At 74.4% G+C, this 17286-nt stretch carries 13 protein-coding genes; 9 read left to right on the forward strand and 4 right to left on the reverse strand.

Annotated features, from left to right (window positions below):
* The first annotated feature begins 151 nt into the window (after window positions 1-151).
* The 8 genes from ACFU5J_RS06340 to ACFU5J_RS06375 all read left to right on the forward strand — a co-directional run bounded on the left by ACFU5J_RS06340 (window position 152) and on the right by ACFU5J_RS06375 (window position 12154).
* Entirely contained in the window at window positions 152-1291 is a 1140-nt protein-coding gene (locus ACFU5J_RS06340; RefSeq protein ID WP_430578152.1) for a TIR domain-containing protein, read from the forward strand.
* Between the two features lies 1 nt (window position 1292).
* Window positions 1293-2873, forward strand: coding sequence for a hypothetical protein (locus ACFU5J_RS06345; RefSeq protein ID WP_430578153.1), 1581 nt, complete (start codon window positions 1293-1295; stop codon window positions 2871-2873).
* A gap of 23 nt (window positions 2874-2896) precedes the next feature.
* Entirely contained in the window at window positions 2897-3751 is an 855-nt protein-coding gene (locus ACFU5J_RS06350; protein WP_430578154.1) for a DUF4231 domain-containing protein, read from the forward strand.
* 220 nt (window positions 3752-3971) lie between these two features.
* Window positions 3972-4907: a hypothetical protein gene (locus ACFU5J_RS06355; RefSeq protein WP_430578155.1), complete on the forward strand. Its 936-nt coding sequence runs from the start codon at window positions 3972-3974 to the stop codon at window positions 4905-4907.
* Entirely contained in the window at window positions 4908-7568 is a 2661-nt protein-coding gene (locus ACFU5J_RS06360) for a TIM-barrel domain-containing protein (RefSeq protein ID WP_430578156.1), read from the forward strand.
* A gap of 303 nt (window positions 7569-7871) precedes the next feature.
* Window positions 7872-9146: an aminoacyl--tRNA ligase-related protein gene (locus ACFU5J_RS06365; RefSeq protein ID WP_430578157.1), complete on the forward strand. Its 1275-nt coding sequence runs from the start codon at window positions 7872-7874 to the stop codon at window positions 9144-9146.
* 96 nt (window positions 9147-9242) lie between these two features.
* Window positions 9243-10382 carry a PIG-L family deacetylase gene (locus ACFU5J_RS06370; RefSeq protein WP_430578158.1) on the forward strand — a complete coding sequence of 380 codons (1140 nt, stop codon included), beginning with the start codon at window positions 9243-9245 and terminating at the stop codon, window positions 10380-10382.
* Entirely contained in the window at window positions 10379-12154 is a 1776-nt protein-coding gene (locus tag ACFU5J_RS06375; protein WP_430578159.1) for an ATP-binding protein, read from the forward strand. The genes ACFU5J_RS06370 and ACFU5J_RS06375 overlap by 4 nt, the downstream gene beginning before the upstream one ends.
* A gap of 25 nt (window positions 12155-12179) precedes the next feature.
* Here ACFU5J_RS06375 and ACFU5J_RS06380 read toward each other — a convergent pair whose 3' ends face one another.
* From ACFU5J_RS06380 to ACFU5J_RS06395, 4 genes are read right to left on the reverse strand one after another with little or no spacing between them, the layout of a single operon-like run.
* Window positions 12180-13307, reverse strand: a complete 1128-nt coding sequence (locus ACFU5J_RS06380) for a hypothetical protein (protein ID WP_430578160.1) — start codon at window positions 13305-13307, stop codon at window positions 12180-12182.
* Between the two features lie 17 nt (window positions 13308-13324).
* On the reverse strand, window positions 13325-14602 hold the full coding sequence (locus tag ACFU5J_RS06385) for a glycosyltransferase (RefSeq protein ID WP_430578161.1): 1278 nt from the start codon (window positions 14600-14602) through the stop codon (window positions 13325-13327).
* Window positions 14599-15510, reverse strand: a complete 912-nt coding sequence (locus tag ACFU5J_RS06390) for an ATP-grasp domain-containing protein (protein WP_430578162.1) — start codon at window positions 15508-15510, stop codon at window positions 14599-14601. The genes ACFU5J_RS06385 and ACFU5J_RS06390 overlap by 4 nt, the downstream gene beginning before the upstream one ends.
* Window positions 15511-15557: 47 nt before the next feature.
* Complete coding sequence (locus ACFU5J_RS06395) at window positions 15558-16460, reverse strand: neutral zinc metallopeptidase (protein ID WP_430578163.1); 903 nt, start codon at window positions 16458-16460, stop codon at window positions 15558-15560.
* A gap of 105 nt (window positions 16461-16565) precedes the next feature.
* On the opposite strand from ACFU5J_RS06395, the gene ACFU5J_RS06400 reads away from it, so the two are divergent.
* Window positions 16566-17276, forward strand: coding sequence for a Type 1 glutamine amidotransferase-like domain-containing protein (locus ACFU5J_RS06400; RefSeq protein WP_430578164.1), 711 nt, complete (start codon window positions 16566-16568; stop codon window positions 17274-17276).
* Window positions 17277-17286: the final 10 nt, after the last annotated feature.

The raw sequence follows: 17286 nt of genomic DNA on the forward strand, positions 1-17286 counted from the left end.
GGTCGTGCTCCTGAGGACGCCGGGAGCATCGAGGCCCAGGGGGCTGCACCGCGCAGGTCCCGGCGGCGGTGTCGGGTATCAGTCGAGCCGATCGGCAATCCCTACGGAGTGAAGCGGCCTTCCCCTTCGGCCGACCTTGAGCAGGTGCATCATGAAGAATCCACGCGTCTTCATCAGCTACTCCAGTCCCGACCGGCCACCTGTCGAGATCATGGCCAAGTCGTTGCGCAACGTGGATGTCGATGCCTGGATCGACCGCGAGCTGCACGGCGGTGGGACCTGGTGGGCCCAGATCCTCGACCAGATTGAGCAGACCGACGTCCTCGTCTACGCCCTGTCCGAGCACGCGCGCAGGTCGAAGGCGTGTCAGGCAGAACGCGCCTATGCGCGTGCTCTACGCAAGCCTGTGCTCATCGTGCGGATCGACGACATCGACCTGGCCAGGACCCAGGAGTCGTTCGAGCAGATCTTCGACTACGACCCACAATCGGTCGACTCCTTCATCACCCTCCTGAACGAGGTCAAGCGTCTCGGGGCGATGCCGCCGGTCTCTGTCGATCCGAAGCCCGAGCGACCGCCGGTCCCGGGGGCGTACATCCACGACTTCGTCGTGCAGCTCGACGCCGACGAGCTGACCTGGACACAGCAGTCGCGGCTGCTCGAGGACATCAAGCTCAGCCTCAAGAAGGAGGAGGACCCGCGAACCCGGGACGACCTGATGGTCCTGCTGCAGCGACTGAGCAGGCGCCCCGACGTCGTGAAGGACGTGGATGCCGCGATCGTCGCGTACCTCGCGCAGGTGGCACCTCCCGCTTCCCCGGTGCCGCCGGCCTCGCCCTCGCCCTTGCCCGCGACCCAGGTGATGCGCCCCACGCCGCCGCGGCGGTCCGCATCGGCGTCGTCGATGCCGCCGCGAGTCCCGCCAGAGTCCGCCACGCCTTCGGCCTCCCAGGCCGTCGGGCCGCGTCCGCGGGCCGAGGTCCCCGCTCCGCGGGCTACCCCGCCAGGGCCGTCCACGGGACCGACGAGCGCGCCGGGGCCGCGGACGGGCAACGTCCTCTCCACCGTGGCGTTCGTGCTCGCCGGCCTCGGGCTCTTCACCTTCGGGCTCGTCGCGTGGGCCGGCGCGGTCGTGGCGGGCATCGGACTGAGCCGCAAGGACCCCCATGCCACGGCGGCGCTCTGGACCAGCCTCGCTGTGGCGGTCGCGGGACTCGTCCTCCTTGTCGTCCTCGTCGCCGCCACCCCCAGCGACTCCGGGTTCGGCACCGACACCGGGCCCGGCTTCTGACATGCGGAGCGGCCCGACGGTGCGGGTGCCGGTCCGTGTCTGGATCGGTGCGACCGGCCACCGTGACGTCGCCGAGGTGGACGACTTCGTCTCGGCAATCCGCTCCGTGATCCTCGAGACGCGGGAAGCGGTCCGGTCCGCCGGCGTCGACGACGTCGTGTTCGGCGTGGTGTCGGCCCTCGCCGAGGGGGCGGACCGCGTCATCGCGCGCACCGTGCTCGAGGAGCGCGGTGCGGTGCTCGAGGTCGCGCTCCCGCTCCCGGCCGACGACTACGAGCGCGACTTCGTCGACGAGGCGTCCCGGAAGGAGTTCCGGGAGCTGCTCCGCCGGGCAGACACCGTGCGCGTCGAACCGGCATCGGCGGAACGGGGCTCGGCGTACATGCTGGCGGGCTACCGGGTGGTGGAACGGTGCGACGTCCTGATCGCGGTCTGGGACGAGGGCCCGGCCCGCGGCCGGGGCGGGACCGCCGAGGTGGTCGCGGCGGCGCGGCGGGCCGTGCCCGGACCCGTCGTCTATCGGATCGACCCCGGAACGTGGCGCGTGGAGCGGGACGGCGGGGATCTCGACGTCGTTCCGTACGTCCAGCTCGCGCGGTTCGTCGGGGCGTCGACGCCGGACCTTCCGGACGACGCCGGTCTCGGCGGGAGCGTGGGTCGCGCGGCGAGGGAGGCCGGTGTCCCGGACGGAGCGCTGGATCCCTGGCTCAGGTGGATCACGCCGGCCTTCGAGCACGCGGACTCGCTGGCCGTGCGGTACCAGCGGCGGTACAACCTGTCGACCAGCGGACTGTTCGTGGGATCGGCGCTCGCTGTCGCGCTGGGGGCGCTCCAGGTGATCGTCCTGCACGACCAGGACTGGCTCGTCGCCGGCGAGCTCGTCCTGCTCGTGGGCCTGCTGGTCATGGTGATCGTGGCGCGCCGGGGCGAGCTGCACGCGCGCTGGCTCTCCTATCGTGCCCTGGCGGAGGTGTGCCGCAGCTCCTTCTTCCTCGCCCTCGTCGAGCACGACGACCCACAGGACGCCGCCACGTCCGTGACGGGCCAGCGCACCGTGCGCTGGGTCCCTCGCGCAGCCGAGGAGCTCTGGCGGGCACGCCCACGGGCGGAGGCACCTCTGCTCGTCGGGCCGTTGCGAGACCTCCTCGTCGGCGGCTGGGTCGACGACCAGGTGGAATACCAACGCTCGCGCAGCCGGCGGCTCGGCCGCCGGGAGAGGACCGTCATGGGCGCGGTGTATGTCCTGTTCGCCGTGACTCTCGCGGCGGTGGCCACCCACCTCGTCGCCGACCTCACCGACGCGGGGGACCGTCTCGCGGGGCTCTTCGCGCTCATCGCGATCGTGCTGCCGGCGGTCGGCGCCGCGCTCGGCGCCCTGCGCGCGCAACGGAACCTCCAGCAGAACGCGGCCCGTGCGCTCCACAGCGGCGCGACCCTCGCTCGGCTCGGTGAACGGCTGTCGGTCGCCACACGTCCCGACGAGCTGCGGGGTATCGGACGTCAGGTCGCCGTGCACCTCGCCCAGGAGAACCTCGACTGGTACGGCGGCATGCTCTACCGCGACGTCGAGCTCCACGCCTGACCGTCGAGCCCGCGGGAGGACCGATGTCGGTCGACCAGGTCTGGGAGCACCAGCTGCGCTGGTCGTCGGTCGCCGAGAGCCTGCAGGCGCGACTGCAGCGAGCGCGGATCGCCAACCTGTGCCTGATCGTCCTGGGGTCGTTGACCGCCGTCGTGGTCACCACCGGCGGGCTGTCGGCGGTCCTCGCGCGGTGGGTCGGCGGGCTGAGCGCGGTCGCCCTAGCGACGGCGGCCTTCGTCCAGGCGCAGTTCCTGACGAACGCTCGGGTGCGCGAACGCCTGAACGCTCGCGCCGCCGCAGAGTCGCTCAAGAGCCTGGTGTACAGGTACCTCGCGGGAGCGTCTCCATTCGCCGGGGAGGACCGGGACAAGGAGCTGGCGCGCAGGGCTCGCGCCATCACGGACCGCACCGACACCGACGAGCTCCTGCTCGCGGGCACCGGCGCCGGTGGGTCGCCGCTGCCCGCGATCTCCTCCCTCGCGGACTATGCGACGGACCGGGCACGCGGTCAGCGAGACTGGCACGTCAGACGCGCCGTCCAGCACCATGCCTCGGGTCGGCGATGGCGCACGGTCCAGCTCGCCGCCACGCTCGCCGCGGGCGTCCTCGCCGCGGTGGCGGGTGCGGTGGACGGCCTCCAGCTGTCGGCGTGGGTCGGAGCGCTGGCGACCGTCGCGGCTGCCGTCGCCGCGCACGTCGCCGGGGAGCAGCACGAGCGGATCGCCGGCTCGTACGCGCGCACCGCCAGGAGCCTGGACCTGCTCCTCGCCGGCTACGACCCGACCCAGCAGCCGGCCCGGCGGGGTGGCTTCGTGTCGAAGGTCGAAGGGGTCATCGCCAGGCAGACCGAGGCGTGGGTCGAGCTCCTGGAGTCTTAGGCCCCGCGGCCGTCGGACCTGCGGTCGACCGGCGGCCCCCTCTTGCTTGATTGCGCGCGTTGTTGAAGAATCCGAGCAACTTCGATCACTGCGTCCCCGAGGGAGTGGGCGCAGCGCGTCCGTCGGAGTGCCTGGATCACGGGAGAACGACATGTCGACGAAGACAGGTTCACGGATCAGCAGAGAGACAGGGACGGGACGCCGCCGACGGCGCGGCACGGTGGCGGCGCTCGCGGCGCTCGTGCTCGTGCCGGGTCTGGCGCTCGCGGTCCCGGCGGCGTCGGCCGCGGGCGAGGACGCCGCGGCGGGGACCACGCTGGGCGACGTCACCGGGATGGAGCGGGACGGCGACACGTTCACGTTCGCGGCGGAGACGTCCGCGCAGGGCGAGGCGAAGCTGCGGGTGAGCTTCCTGGAGGCCGGGGCGCTGCGGGTGTGGCTCGCGCCGGACGGGGAGTTCACCGACCCGGCGAACGACACCCCGTCGGACCCGGACGCGCCCGCCGCCAGGATCGTCGTCGGGGACCTCGACGGAGACGCCGGCGCCACCCTGACGGAGACCTCCTCGGCGTACCGCATCGCGACGGCCGACGCCACGCTCACCGTCACGAGGTCGCCGCTGACGCTGGCGCTCGCGGACGGCGACGGAACACCGCTCTGGACGGAGACCGCGCCGCTGTCGTGGGACTCCTCGGGCACGACGCAGTCGCTGTCGCGCGGCGCGACCGAGCAGTTCTTCGGCGGCGGCATGCAGAACGGACGGTTCTCGCACCGCGACGAGACGATCCAGATCTCCCGGGACTACGACTGGGACGACGGCGGCAACCCGAACGCGTCGCCGTTCTACCTGTCCAGCAACGGGTACGGGGTGCTGCGCAACACGTTCGCCGCGGGCAGCTACGCCTTCGGCGAGCCGGTCGCCACGCGGCACGCGGAGCAGCGGTTCGACGCCTACTACTTCGTGGGCGACACGCGCGCGGTCCTCGACGACCTCACCCGGTTGACCGGCCGGCCCGCGATGCTGCCGATGTACGCGATGGAGCTCGGGGACGCGGACTGCTACCTCCACAACGCCAACCGCGGGGAGCGCGAGACGCTGCGCGACTCGACGGCGATCGCGCAGGGGTACACCGACAACGACATGCCGCTGGGCTGAATGCTCGTCAACGACGGCTACGGCTGCGGCTACGAGGACCTGCCCGAGACGCACGACATGCTCACGCAGCACGGCTCGGAGCTGGGGCTGTGGACCCAGGCGGACCTCACGGAGCAGCCGACCGAGGTGGCGAGCGGCGTCCGCGTCCGCAAGACGGACGTCGCGTGGGTGGGGCCGGGCTACCGGTTCGCGCTCTCCGCGTGCGAGAAGGCCAACGCGGGCATCGAGGACAACTCCGCCGACCGCGCCACCGTCGTCACCATCGAGGGCTGGGCGGGCACGCAGCGCTGCGGGGCGATGTGGAGCGGCGACCAGTCGGGCAGCTGGGACTACATCCGCTGGCAGATCCCGACGTACGCGGGCTCGACGATGTCGGGCCAGGCGGCGACGACGGGTGACGTGGACGGCATCTTCGGCGGCAGCGCGCAGACCTACACGCGCGACCTGCAGTGGAAGATGTTCCTGCCGATGACGTACGCGATGAGCGGGTGGGCGGCGAGCGACAAGCAGCCGTACCGGTACGGCGAGCCGTACACGTCGATCAACCGCTCCTACCTGCAGCTGCACGAGCGGCTGCTGCCCTACCTCTACACGTACCAGGCGGACGCCCACGCGACCGGCCTCGGCTCCACGCGGCCGCTGTACGTGGACTACCCCGACGACCCCACGACCTGGGGCGACGACGTGAAGTACGAGTTCCTCGCCGGCGACGACTTCCTCGTGGCCCCCGTCTACGAGGACACCACGGTGCGCGACGGCATCTACCTGCCGAAGGGCACGTGGACCGACTACTGGACCGGGCGCACCTACACGGGCCCGACGACGATCGACGGCTACCCCGCGCCGCTGGACCGGCTGCCGCTGTTCGTGCGCGGCGGGGCGATCGTCCCGATGTTCCCCGAGGGCACCGCCGACTGGGAGGCGGGCAAGAAGGCCGGCCGCCTCGACGTCGACGTCTACCCGCAGGGATCCTCGGAGTTCACCCTCTACGAGGACGACGGCCGCACCCAGGAGTACGCCGACGGGGCGCACGCCTCCCAGCGGCTCGCGGTGCGGGCGCCGCAGGCGGGCAAGGGCCCGATCGCCCTGACCGTGGGGGCCCTGACCGGGGACTACGCGGGCAAGCCGTCCGCGCGCAGCTACCGGTTCGCGCTGCACACCGACACCGCCCCGGCGACGGTGCGGGTGGGCGGCGAGAAGCTCGCGGCCGCCGCCTCCGTCGAGGACCTGGACCGCGGCCCGGGCTACGTGTTCGACCCGGCGAGCGGCGTCCTGACCGTGCAGACGGCGACGGTGTCGACGGCGTCGGCGTTCGACGTGCGGGTGACCGGGTCGTCCGCGGTCGGTGGGGAGCACCCCGGCGAGCGCGCCGTCGACGTCGCCGTCACCGCGCCGTCGCTGTCGCTCGCCGGCACGGTCGGCACGGCGACGCTGGCACTCACCAACCACACGGGCAAGCCGATCGACGTCACGGGGGCGACCCTGACCGCGCCGGACGGCTGGACCGTGGACGCGACGTCGTCGACGACGGCGAAGGCGCTCAAGGACGGTGCGACGTTCAGCGCGACGTTCGGCGTCACCCCGCCGGAGGACGCCGCGCCCGGCCAGGTGACGATCGGCGGCACCGCGGACTACCGGGTGCGCACGACGCCGCGCCAGGTCTCGGCGCGGGCGCAGACGACGGTCGCCTACGCGGACCTCGCGGCGGCGTTCGACAACGTCGCGATCTCCTCGCTCGCCGAGCCCGAGAAGGGGGACGTCGACGGCGGCGGGAGCAGCTTCATCGCCGAGCGGCTCGCCGAGAAGGGGGTCGCTCCCGGCGCGACGGTGAGCGCGAACGGGTTCGACTTCACGTTCCCGTCGTCGGAGCCGGGCACGCCCGACAACGTCGGGAGCGCCGGCCAGACCGTCCCGGTCTCCGGGGACGGGAACGTCATCGGGGTGCTGGGCACGGGCACCAGCGGGTCGGCCACCGGCGGGGTCACCGTGCACTACGCGGACGGCAGCACCGACGCGAGCACGCTGGGCATGCCGAACTGGTGCTGCCTCGCGACGAACTCCTACGGGGCGAAGATCGCCGTCGTCACCCTCGGGAAGAACACCCCCACCGGGGCGGCGTACCCGACCACGCAGTACCGCCTGTACACGAACACGATCCCGATCGACCCGGACAAGGAGGTCGTGGCGGTGACGCTGCCGGCCAACGCGGCGGTGCACGTCTTCGCGCTGTCGGTGGGCACCGAGGTGGTGGTCCCGCCGCCCGTCGCCGACGGGCAGTACTCGCTCACCCTCGCGAGCGGGCAGCGGCTGACGGCACCCGGCAACGACTCGACGCAGCTGACGGTCGCGGCGGAGTCGAGCGCGCCGACCCAGAAGTGGATCCTCACCCGCCTCGGCGGGTCGGACTACACGGTCCGGAACGCGGGCAGCGGCCAGTGCGCGGACGTCTTCTTCAGCTCGAAGGACCAGGGCGCGCTCGTGGGCCAGTACGGCTGCGGCGGCACGGACAACCAGGTCTGGCAGGTCAGCGTCGAGGACGGGCGGCTCCGGCTCGTGAACAAGAACTCCGGGCTCGCGCTCACGGCCGACCCGGACGGGAGGGTGGTGCAGCGCACCGACACCGGCGCGGCGAGCCAGCGGTGGGCGGCCGCGGCGAGCTGACCGGCCCCCGGCTCGCCTGACCGAGGCACGGGGGAGGGGCGGGGCCTGCGGCGACGCCGCGGGCCCCGCGCCCGTCCCGCCCCGTGCCTCGGACCGGGCCCGCCGGGGATTCCCCGTTGACCGTGCCGCGCGCCGCGCCGTACCGTCGGGGCATGCGCAGCCTTCAGGTCACGACGACGCCGGACACCTCCGGCGCCGACTGACCGCTGCACCACGCTGCACGCACCCAGGCCCCGGAGCTCGCTCCGGGGCCTTTCTCGTGCCCGGGCGGCTCCGTCGCACCCCGTCCGAAGGAGCACCGCCATGAACCACCACCAGAGCCTCGCCCGCGACGCCGGCCCGCAGGACGCCGAGCCCGCCGTCCTCGACCACCGCGACCTCGCCCGCGCGATGGGGATCTTCACCACCAGCCCGCTGGTCGGGCCGGGACTGCCGCTGTGGCAGCCGGCCGGCGCCGTCGTCCGCCGCGAGCTGGAGCGGCTCGCCGAGGACGTGGCGCTCGCGGGCGGCTGCGAGCCCGTCTGCACCCCCGTGCTGGGCAAGCGGTCGCTGTTCGAGCGCTCGGGCCACTGGGCGAAGTTCGCCGACGACATGTTCCCGGCGCTCGACGACGGCAGCGACGACCCGCTCGTGCTGCGCCCCGCCAACTGCCCGCACCACGCGCAGCTCTACGCGGCGGAGCCGCGCAGCCACCGCGACCTGCCGGTGCGGTACCACGAGCTGGGGGCGATGTTCCGCGCCGAGCGCTCGGGCGTGCTCAGCGGGCTCTCGCGCGTGCGGCAGATCAACCTCGACGACACCCACGTCTTCTGCCGCCCGGACCAGGTCGCCGACGAGGTCCGCGCGGCGCTCGACGCCGTCCTCGGCGTCCTCGACGTCCTGGGCATCGCCCTCGACCACGTGCGCCTCTCGCGGAGCGACGGGTCCGGCAGGTGGCTGGGCGGGCCCGCCCGCTGGGCGGAGGCCGAGGACATGCTGCGCGCCGCGCTCGCGCCCACCGGCCTGCCCTGGGCGGACGGCCCGGGGGAGGCGGCGTTCTACGGGCCCAAGCTGGACGTCCAGGTGCGCGACGCCCGCGGCCACGAGGAGACCCTCGCCACCGTCCAGCTCGACCTCAACCAGCCCGAGCGGTTCGACCTGGGATACACCGCGGCGGACGGGTCGCGCGAGCGCGTCGTGATGATCCACCGCGGCACCGTCGGCTCGATGGAACGGATGGTCGCCTTCCTGCTGGAGCAGCACGCCGGCCGGCTGCCCGTCTGGCTGGCCCCGGTGCAGGTGTGCCTGCTGCCGGTCGGCGACCCGGCGCCCGCCGAGGAGGCCGCCCGCGCGCTGCGCCGGCGCGGGGCGCGGGTGCGCGTGGACGCGGACGGGTCCCTCGGCAACCGGGTGCGGCTCGCGCGAGGGCGCCGCGACGCGCTGCTCGCCGTCCTGGGCCCGCGCGAGGCCGCCGCCGGCGTGCTCGCCGTCACCGACCCGGCGACCGGCGCCCGGGGAGAGCTGCCGGCGGACGAGCTCGGCGCGCGCCTGTCCGTCGCGTCCGCCGCCCGCGCGGCCCGGGTGCCCCTGGACGGCTGACCAGGCCCGCGACCGGTCGGAGCACGCTCCGTCCTCGCGCGCGCCGGACGCACCGCGCGTACGGTACGAACCAGACCAGGACCGGGAGGGGGAGCCTTGTCCGACGACCGATTCCGGGCCCTCGTGCTGGAGGACGACCCCGACGCGGCCGAGTTCCTGCGCATCGCGCTGGAACGTTACGGCGGCATGGAGGTGGACGTCGCGGGCGAGGCCGACGCGGCGCTGCGGATGCTGCGCGCCGCGCCGTACGACGTCCTCGTGAGCGACATCCAGCTGCCGGGGCGCTCGGGGCTCGAGATCATCCCCGACGTGCGGGCGACCGACCCCACCCTGCCGATCATGATCGTCACCGCCTACGGCACGGTGAACCACGCCGTCCAGGCGCTGCGCGAGGCCGCCGACGAGTTCCTGGTCAAGCCCGTGACGGCGTCCCGGGTCGTGGAGCGGGCCACCGACCTCGCGCAGCGGGCCCGCAAGGAGCGCGCGTCGGCGCGGCAGCGGGTGCTGGCGGTCGGCGCCCACCCGGACGACGTCGAGATCGGGGTGGGAGCGACCCTCGCCGCCCACGCGGCGTCGGGGGACGAGCTCGTCATCCTCACGCTGTCGGGCGGCGCGGTCGGCGGCCTCGTCGCGGCGCGGCACGACGAGGCCCTCGCCGCGGCCGAGGTCGTGGGGGCGCGCCTCGTGCACCTGGACTTCCCGGACACGCACCTCGACCCGGCCGCCGGCCTGATCACCGCCATCGAGGACGTCATCGCCGAGGTCGCGCCCGACCGCGTGTACACGCACAGCGTCCACGACCGGCACCAGGACCACCGGGCGGTGAACAGCGCCGTGCAGATCGCCGCGCGCCAGGTGCCCAACCTCTGGTCCTTCCAGAGCCCGTCCGCCACCGTCGCCTTCGCCCCGAACCAGTTCGTCGACGTCGACGGGTTCGTCGAGACGAAGCTGCGGATGCTGGCCGCGTACGTCTCCCAGGCGCACCGCGAGTACATGCAGCCCGACGTGGTCCGGGCCACCGCCCGGTACTGGGCGCGGTTCAGCCCCGCGCGGGAGGTGGAACCCCTCGAGACGGTGCGCGCCAGCGAGGCCCTGGCGCACGGGACGAGCGTGCGCGCGCGGCCCGCCGTGGACGGGCAGGACTCCGGGGCCCCCGGCACGGCGGCGCCGCCCGACACGGCGGCACTGCCGGACTACGCCACCCAGGACACGGGCACCGGGGCGCGCACCAGATGACGGACGGTGCGGCGGGCCGGCTCCGCGAGTCGTACGTCCGCGTCACGACCACCTGGTTCGCGGCCGACGCCGTGGGCCTGCGGCTGCTGCCCGTGACGGTGTCGTTCGCCGTCGTCCTCGTGATCCTGCAGGTCAGCGGTGTCGGGGGCTCCGCCGCGGCGCTCGCGGTGGCCGCGGGGCTGGTCGCCGCCGTCCAGCTCGTGGGCAGCCTCGGGCGCTGGGACCGGTGGCCGCACGCCTGGCAGTACGTGCTCCCGCTGGTGCAGATGCTGGCGATCGGCCTGCTCGAGGTCGGCGCGCGGCTCACCCTCGCGAGCTTCGACGTCCTGCTCTTCCTGCCCGTGGTGAGCCTCGCGCTGCAGCCCGGGCTGTGGGGCATCGTCGTCGCGCTGGGCGGCTCGGTCGTGGTGCTCTTCGGGCCGGCGCTGTTCCCGCTCGGCGAGGCGGAGCGCGTGCACCCGGCGATGCACGCGCTCGTGGACCTGATCGTCATCGCGTTCGTCGCGGTGGGGTCGCACGGGATCGTCGCCGTCGCGCGCCGGCAGGCCGCCGACCTGGAGCGGGCGCGCGACGAGCTCGAGGACGGCGCGACCCGGCTGCGCGACTCGCGCGACACCCTGCGCGGCATCCTGGCCGCCGCCACGGAGCAGGGCTTCATCACGACCGACATCGCCGGGCACGTGACGTCCGTCAACCCCGGCGGCGAGCGCATCCTGGGCCGGCCCGAGAAGGACCTCGTCGGGCTCGACGTGGCGCAGCTCGTCTCGGTCGAGGCGCTCGCGGCCGCGATGGCGGGCCCGCAGCCCGGCGTGCGCGCGGACGCCGCGCAGGAGGAACCGGAGGCGCTCGACGGCGCGGACGCGGCGAACCGCCGGGTGCTCGGTCGCGCCGTGCACGGCGGCACCCAGGTGGAGCAGTGGGAGTGCACGCTGCCGGACGGGTCGCGGCGGCAGGTGGAGTTCGCCGTCACGCGGCGACCGGCGCGCGGGGTGAGCTCCCCGGAGATCCCCGCGGGCTACCTCGTGGTGGTGACGGACGTGACCGCCCGGTACGAGGAGGAGCGGGTCCAGGACGAGCTCGTGGGCCTGGTCAGTCACGAGCTGCGCACGCCGCTCGCGTCCATCCTGGGCTACCTGGACCTGCTGCGGCTGGGGGACGAGCGGCTCGACGACGAGCAGCGGGAGTACCTGACCGTGGTCGAGCGCAACGCCCGGCGCCTGACCACCCTCGTGGACGACCTGCTGACGAGCGCCCAGATCGTGTCGGGCGCCCACTCCCTGACGGCGGAGCTGGTCGACGTCGTGGCGGTCGTGCGGGACGCGGTCGCGAGCGTGCGCCCCGCGGCGGAGGCCGCCGACGTCCAGGTCCTCGTGGAGGGCGACGCGACCGTGCCGCTGGTCTCCGACACGGACCGGCTCGCCCACGTGGTCGACAACCTGCTGAGCAACGCCGTGAAGTACTCGCGCCCGGGCGGCCGCGTGTGGGTCACCGTGACGGGGGTGGCGACGCCGGACGGCGCACGCCTCGCCCGGCTGCGCGTGACGGACGAGGGCACGGGCATCGCCGCCGACGAGCTCACGCGCGTCACGGAGCGCTTCTACCGTTCCCGCGACACCCAGCGGCGGCGGGTGCGCGGGATCGGGCTCGGGCTCGCCCTCGTCGACCAGATCGTCCGCGACCACGGGGGCGAGATGACGATCCGCAGCGAGCTCGGGCGCGGCACGGAGGTCGACGTCACGCTGCCCGACCTGGCGTCCTCGCCGGGCGCCTGACCACGCCGGGCCGGGACGACGAGGGTCAGCCGTCGGCGCCCCAGACCTTCGCGAGAGCCGCCCAGTGCGCGTCCGACAGGTGCGACAGCGGCGTGACGTTGACGGCGGTGACCCCGTGCGTGCCGGCGGCCTCGATCGTGCGCGTCATGAGGCGCGGGGTGATCGACTGCGGCGGGTCGGCGTCGGCGGACCCCGCCCACAGGCCGACCGACATCGTGAACCGCGACATGTCGAATCCCTCGTCCCGGAGGGCGCCGGTGAGGCCCTCGACCTGCGCGGGCGTGCGGTCCCCGGGGCCCACGTACGCCCAGACCACGAGGCGGTCGGCGGCGCCCAGGAGGATCCGGTAGTCGTGCCCGCTGGCGGGCGCGCCGGCGGCGGGGTCGTCCCAGTCGACGCGGACGTCCATCGCGAGCGCGATCTCGGCGCCCTCGCCGCCGCGCACCCCGTCGAGGGCGGTGCGCATCCGCGTGAGGAGGCCGGCGATCACCTCCGAGCGCCAGCGGCCGATCGCGGGGGAGTCCTCGTCGATCTCGCCGTCCGCCGTCCGGGGCCAGTCGTCCGCCCCCGTCATCTCCTGGTACAGGGCGAGGTCGTCCGCCCCGAAGCTGTACCGGTAGAGGAAGAGCTCGGTGACGGCGATCTGGCTGGGGTCGTAGCGCTCGCCGAGCGCGGCGACGTACTCCACGAGCCGGTCGCCGACCTCGCCCGTGGCCAGCTGCGTCGCGGACGCCTGGTAGGGCGACCGGCGGCCGTGGGCGGAGACCCCCGCCACGGAGGGATCGGCGGCGATCCACTCGGGCACGTACGCGTCGACCACGAGGCCGACCTGCCGGGTGGAGCCGTCGGCGTTCTCGTGCAGCGCGCGGGCGGCGCGGGCCAGGTGGTCCGCGCCCGGCTCGGCGGCGGCGTCCGGGTGGGCGGGCCAGTCGAACGCGGTGAACTCGACCCGGCCCGCGTTGAGGTCGACGCCGTTCGCCCCCACGGCGTCGAGGTGCTGGTCCACCGCGGCCCAGTCGGTGCCCGGGTCCGTGACGATACCGAAGTCGACGCTCACCGACCGGGCGTCCTCCGGGGCCACCTCAGGGCGCATCACGGGCGGGACGTTCTCCCACGGGCGCGCGACCAGGACGGCGGCCGTGACGGCCGCCACCAGCGCGGCGACGACGGTCAGGACCCAGGGCCATCGTCGTCGACGAGCCCGCGCACCGACACCGTCCCGGTGCGGTCCAGCTTGTTCCATCGGTTCTCCGCGTTCCCGAGCTCGAGCCGGGCGGCGTCGAGCACGACGAGGGTCATCATCGTGGAGTAGACGGGCCACAGCGGGAGCGTCCACAGCTGGCGCAGGTCGCCCGGCGCGCGATCGAGCCCGACCGCGAGCAGGAGCAGGCCGAGGGACAGGGGCAGGCCCACGAGCAGGACCCATGCCCACCACGACGCGGGGACCCACCCCTCCGGACCGTCGACCGCCACCAGGACCGCGAGCGCGACCAGCGCCAGCACCTGGACGAACGGGGCCACGATCTGGGCCGCCGTGTTGTACACCAGGTAGATCCCGAACGGCCCGTACCGGGGGTTGCCGATCATCGACCGGTGCATGCCGGTCACCTGGAGCAGGCCGCGCGCCCAGCGCACGCGCTGGCGCCACAGCGCACGCACCGTCGACGGGGACTCGGCGTACACGAGGGCGTCGGGGGCGAACGTGACCCGGTAGCCCTCCCGGTGGACCCGCCAGGTGAGCTCGAGGTCCTCGCCGAGGGTGTCGGTGCGCAGCGGTCCCGTGGCGTCGAGCACGTCGCGCCGGAACGCGCCGATGTTCCCGGAGACGACCGGCAGGCAGCCGAGCACGTCGAGGGCCCGGCGCATCAGCCCGGTCCCCACGTGGCTGATCAGCGACAGCAGGCGCGTCTGGACCCGGTCGAGGTTGACGGGCCGGTCGTTGCCGCACACGGCACCGGTCCGCGGGTCGCGGAACCCCCGCAGCAAGCGGGTGACCGTGTCGGGCCGGAACAGCCCGTCGGCGTCGACGAGGACCAGGACGTCTCCCCGGGCTGCGGCGATGCCGGTGTTGAGCGCGGCACCCTTGCCGGCGTTCTCCTGGCGCAGCGCGCGCACCTGCGGGAACTCGGCGGCGAGGCGCTCCATGCGCTCGAAGGTGTCGTCGGACGATCCGTCGTCGACGCAGACGACCTCGAACGCGGGGTGCTCGGTGCGCAGCACCGAGCGCACGCAGTTCTCGATGACGACGGCCTCGTTGTACGCGGGGACGACGACGCTCACGAAGGGGGCGTCGGGGAACATCGGGCCGCACCCCGCGGGGCCCGGGGCGTCGCGTCGGCGCCGGGCCTCGAAGACGAGCGCGGCCGGGACGAACGCGAGCCGCACGAGGCCCACGACCAGCAGCGACAGGCCGAGGACGAGGACGAGGGCGACGAGGACGGACGTCACGGCCGACCCGGCCAGTCGTCGAGGACGGCGTCGAGCAGCTCCGGCGCACCCGCGGAGACGGCGCCGAACCGGGCGTTGACCTCGAGCACCACCGGCGTGCCGTCGGCGAGGCGCCGCACGTCCATGTCGAGGGGGCCCACGAGGTCGAGGGCCTCCGCGGTCCGCGCGGCCAGGTCCGCGACGTCGGGTGCTGCGCCGTCGGGCAGGCGTTCGACCGTGGTCGCGTTGCCCACCCGCCCCTCCTTGCGCCCGGTCTTCTCCAGCACGACGACGACGCACCGGCCGTCCGCGGGGGACCGGTAGACCTGCGGGCTGTACTCCGTGCCGGGGGCGAAGGCCTGCACCACCCACGAGGCGTCGAGCCCGGCCCAGAGCGGGTCGTCGGCGTCCTCGACGACGTGCACGCCACGCCCGCCGCGGGAGACGCGCGGCTTGACCACGACGGGCGCGTCGTCCCAGGCGAGGGCCTCGGCGGCCGAGGCCAGCTCGTCGGCGGGGGCGTGCCGGGGCACCGCGACGCCGTGGCGCGCGAGGGCCCACATCGTCAGGAGCTTGTCGCCCGCGACGGCGGCCGGGCCGGGCGCCGACAGCACGACCGCGTCCCCGAGCCCGGCGGCGTCCGCCAGCACCGCGAGCCGCGGCAGCTCGTCGGAGACCGTGGGCACCAGCAGGCGCGGCCGGTGCTTCGCCAGCAGCTCGAGCGTCGCGGCGTCGTAGGCGGGGTCGGCGGCCGCCGGGACCGCCTCGACCACGTCGTAACCGGGGACGTCGCCGGGGGAGAGGTCCGCCCCCACGACCCGGCGCCGCCCGGCGTCCGGTCTGGCGGCGAGCTGCCCGCCGAGCGTGCGACCGGCGGGCCCCGCCGCGCCGGTCACCAGGATCGTGTGCTGGTCCGCCGCTACACCCATGGTTCGGATCGTAGGGTCCCACCTGCGACGCTGCAGCCGGGGCGCGCTCAGAGGGTGCGCGCCGACAGGGCGTCGCAGTCCTGCACCGTGCCGCCCTCGTACCCGGCGGTGAACCAGCGCATCCGCTGCTCGGAGGTGCCGTGAGTGAAGCCCTCGGGGTCGACCTGCCCCGTGGCCTGCTGCTGGATGCGGTCGTCGCCGACGGCGGCGGCCGCGTCGAGGGCCTGGCGCAGCTGGTCCTGCGAGATCGGGTCGAGGAACGTGACGCCGGTGTCGGGGTCGACCTCGGTGGCGGCGGACCCGGCCCACATGCCGGCCAGGCAGTCGGCCATGAGCTCGATGCGCACGGAGTCGGACTCGGGGCCGCTCCCGCCGCGGGCGGCGTCCATCGCCCCCGTGAGCTGCTCGACGTGGTGCCCCACCTCGTGCGCCACGACGTACTCCTCCGCGAGCGGCCCGCCCTCGGCGCCGAACTGGGAGCTGAGCTGGTCGAAGAACGACACGTCGACGTAGACGGTCCGGTCGGGCGGGCAGTAGAACGGCCCGGTCGCGCTGGACGCGGCGCCGCAGCCCGTCGTCGTCGACCCGGAGAAGCTCTCGACCGGCGGCAGGGAGTACGACACCCCGGCCTGCTCGGGCAGCACGCGGCCCCAGTACGCGTCGAGCGACTGCACGGTCGCCGACAGCCGGCACTCGCGGTCGGCGTTGGCCTCCTGCGCGCTGCACGCGTCGACGTACTGCTCCTGGCCGTCGCCGACGGGCGCCCCCGCGTCCTGGACGGCGCCGCTGAGCGCGCCGGTGAGCTGGCCCAGGTCGCCGCCGCCGAGGAAGACGGCCAGCAGCGCCACGACGATCGCCCCGATGCCCCCGCCGACGACCGCGCCCCGGCGGCCGCCCGAGCCCTTCCGCACGCGCCCGCCCTCGAACTGCCCGCCCTCGTTGAAGGTCACGAGCACACGGTAGGTCGCGCCGGGGCCGGTCGCGCGGCCTGTCCGGCCGGGCGCCGCGCAGGAAAGGACGGGCGCCGCGCGGACGACCCGTCCTAGGGTGCCCGCATGATCGGAACGGTGCTCGCTCTCGGCGGTGGTGGCTTCTCGATGTCGGACGACGGCTCCTCGGCCATCGACGACCACCTGCTCGACCTCACGGGGCAGGACGTCCCCAAGGTGTGCTTCGTCCCGACCGCGAGCGGCGACGACAACGGGTACGCGCGCCGGTTCGAGGAGGCGTTCTCGGGTCGGGCGACGACGTCGGTGCTGTCCCTCTTCTGCCACGAGCCGTGGGGGTACACCGACCCGCAGATGCTGCTCGAGCAGGACGTCGTGTACGTCGGCGGCGGCTCGACCGCCAACCTCCTCGACGTCTGGCGGCGCCACGGCCTGCCCGACCTGCTCACGCGCGCCGCCGCGCAGGGCACGGTCCTCGCGGGCATCAGCGCCGGCATGAACTGCTGGTTCGAGGCGTCCTCGACCGACTCGTTCGGCCCGCTCGCGCCGCTCGACGACGGCCTCGGCCTCCTGCCCGGCAGCGCCTGCCCGCACTACCTCGGCGAGGCCGACCGGCGCGCCGCGTACCTCGGCTGGGTGGCGTCCGGCGCCCTCCCGGGCGGCTACGCGGTGGACGAGTACGCCGCCGTCCGCTTCGTGGACGGCGTCGCCGTGGAGGCGGTCGCCGAGCGTCCCGGGCGGCCCGCGTACCGCGTGGAGCGGGACGGCGACGTCGCGACGGAGACGCCGCTGGAGGTGCGGTCGCTGCCCGGCGCGTGACAGCGGGCCA

It is taken from the genome of Isoptericola sp. NPDC057559 (assembly GCF_042801555.1).
Taxonomy (GTDB): domain Bacteria; phylum Actinomycetota; class Actinomycetes; order Actinomycetales; family Cellulomonadaceae; genus Isoptericola.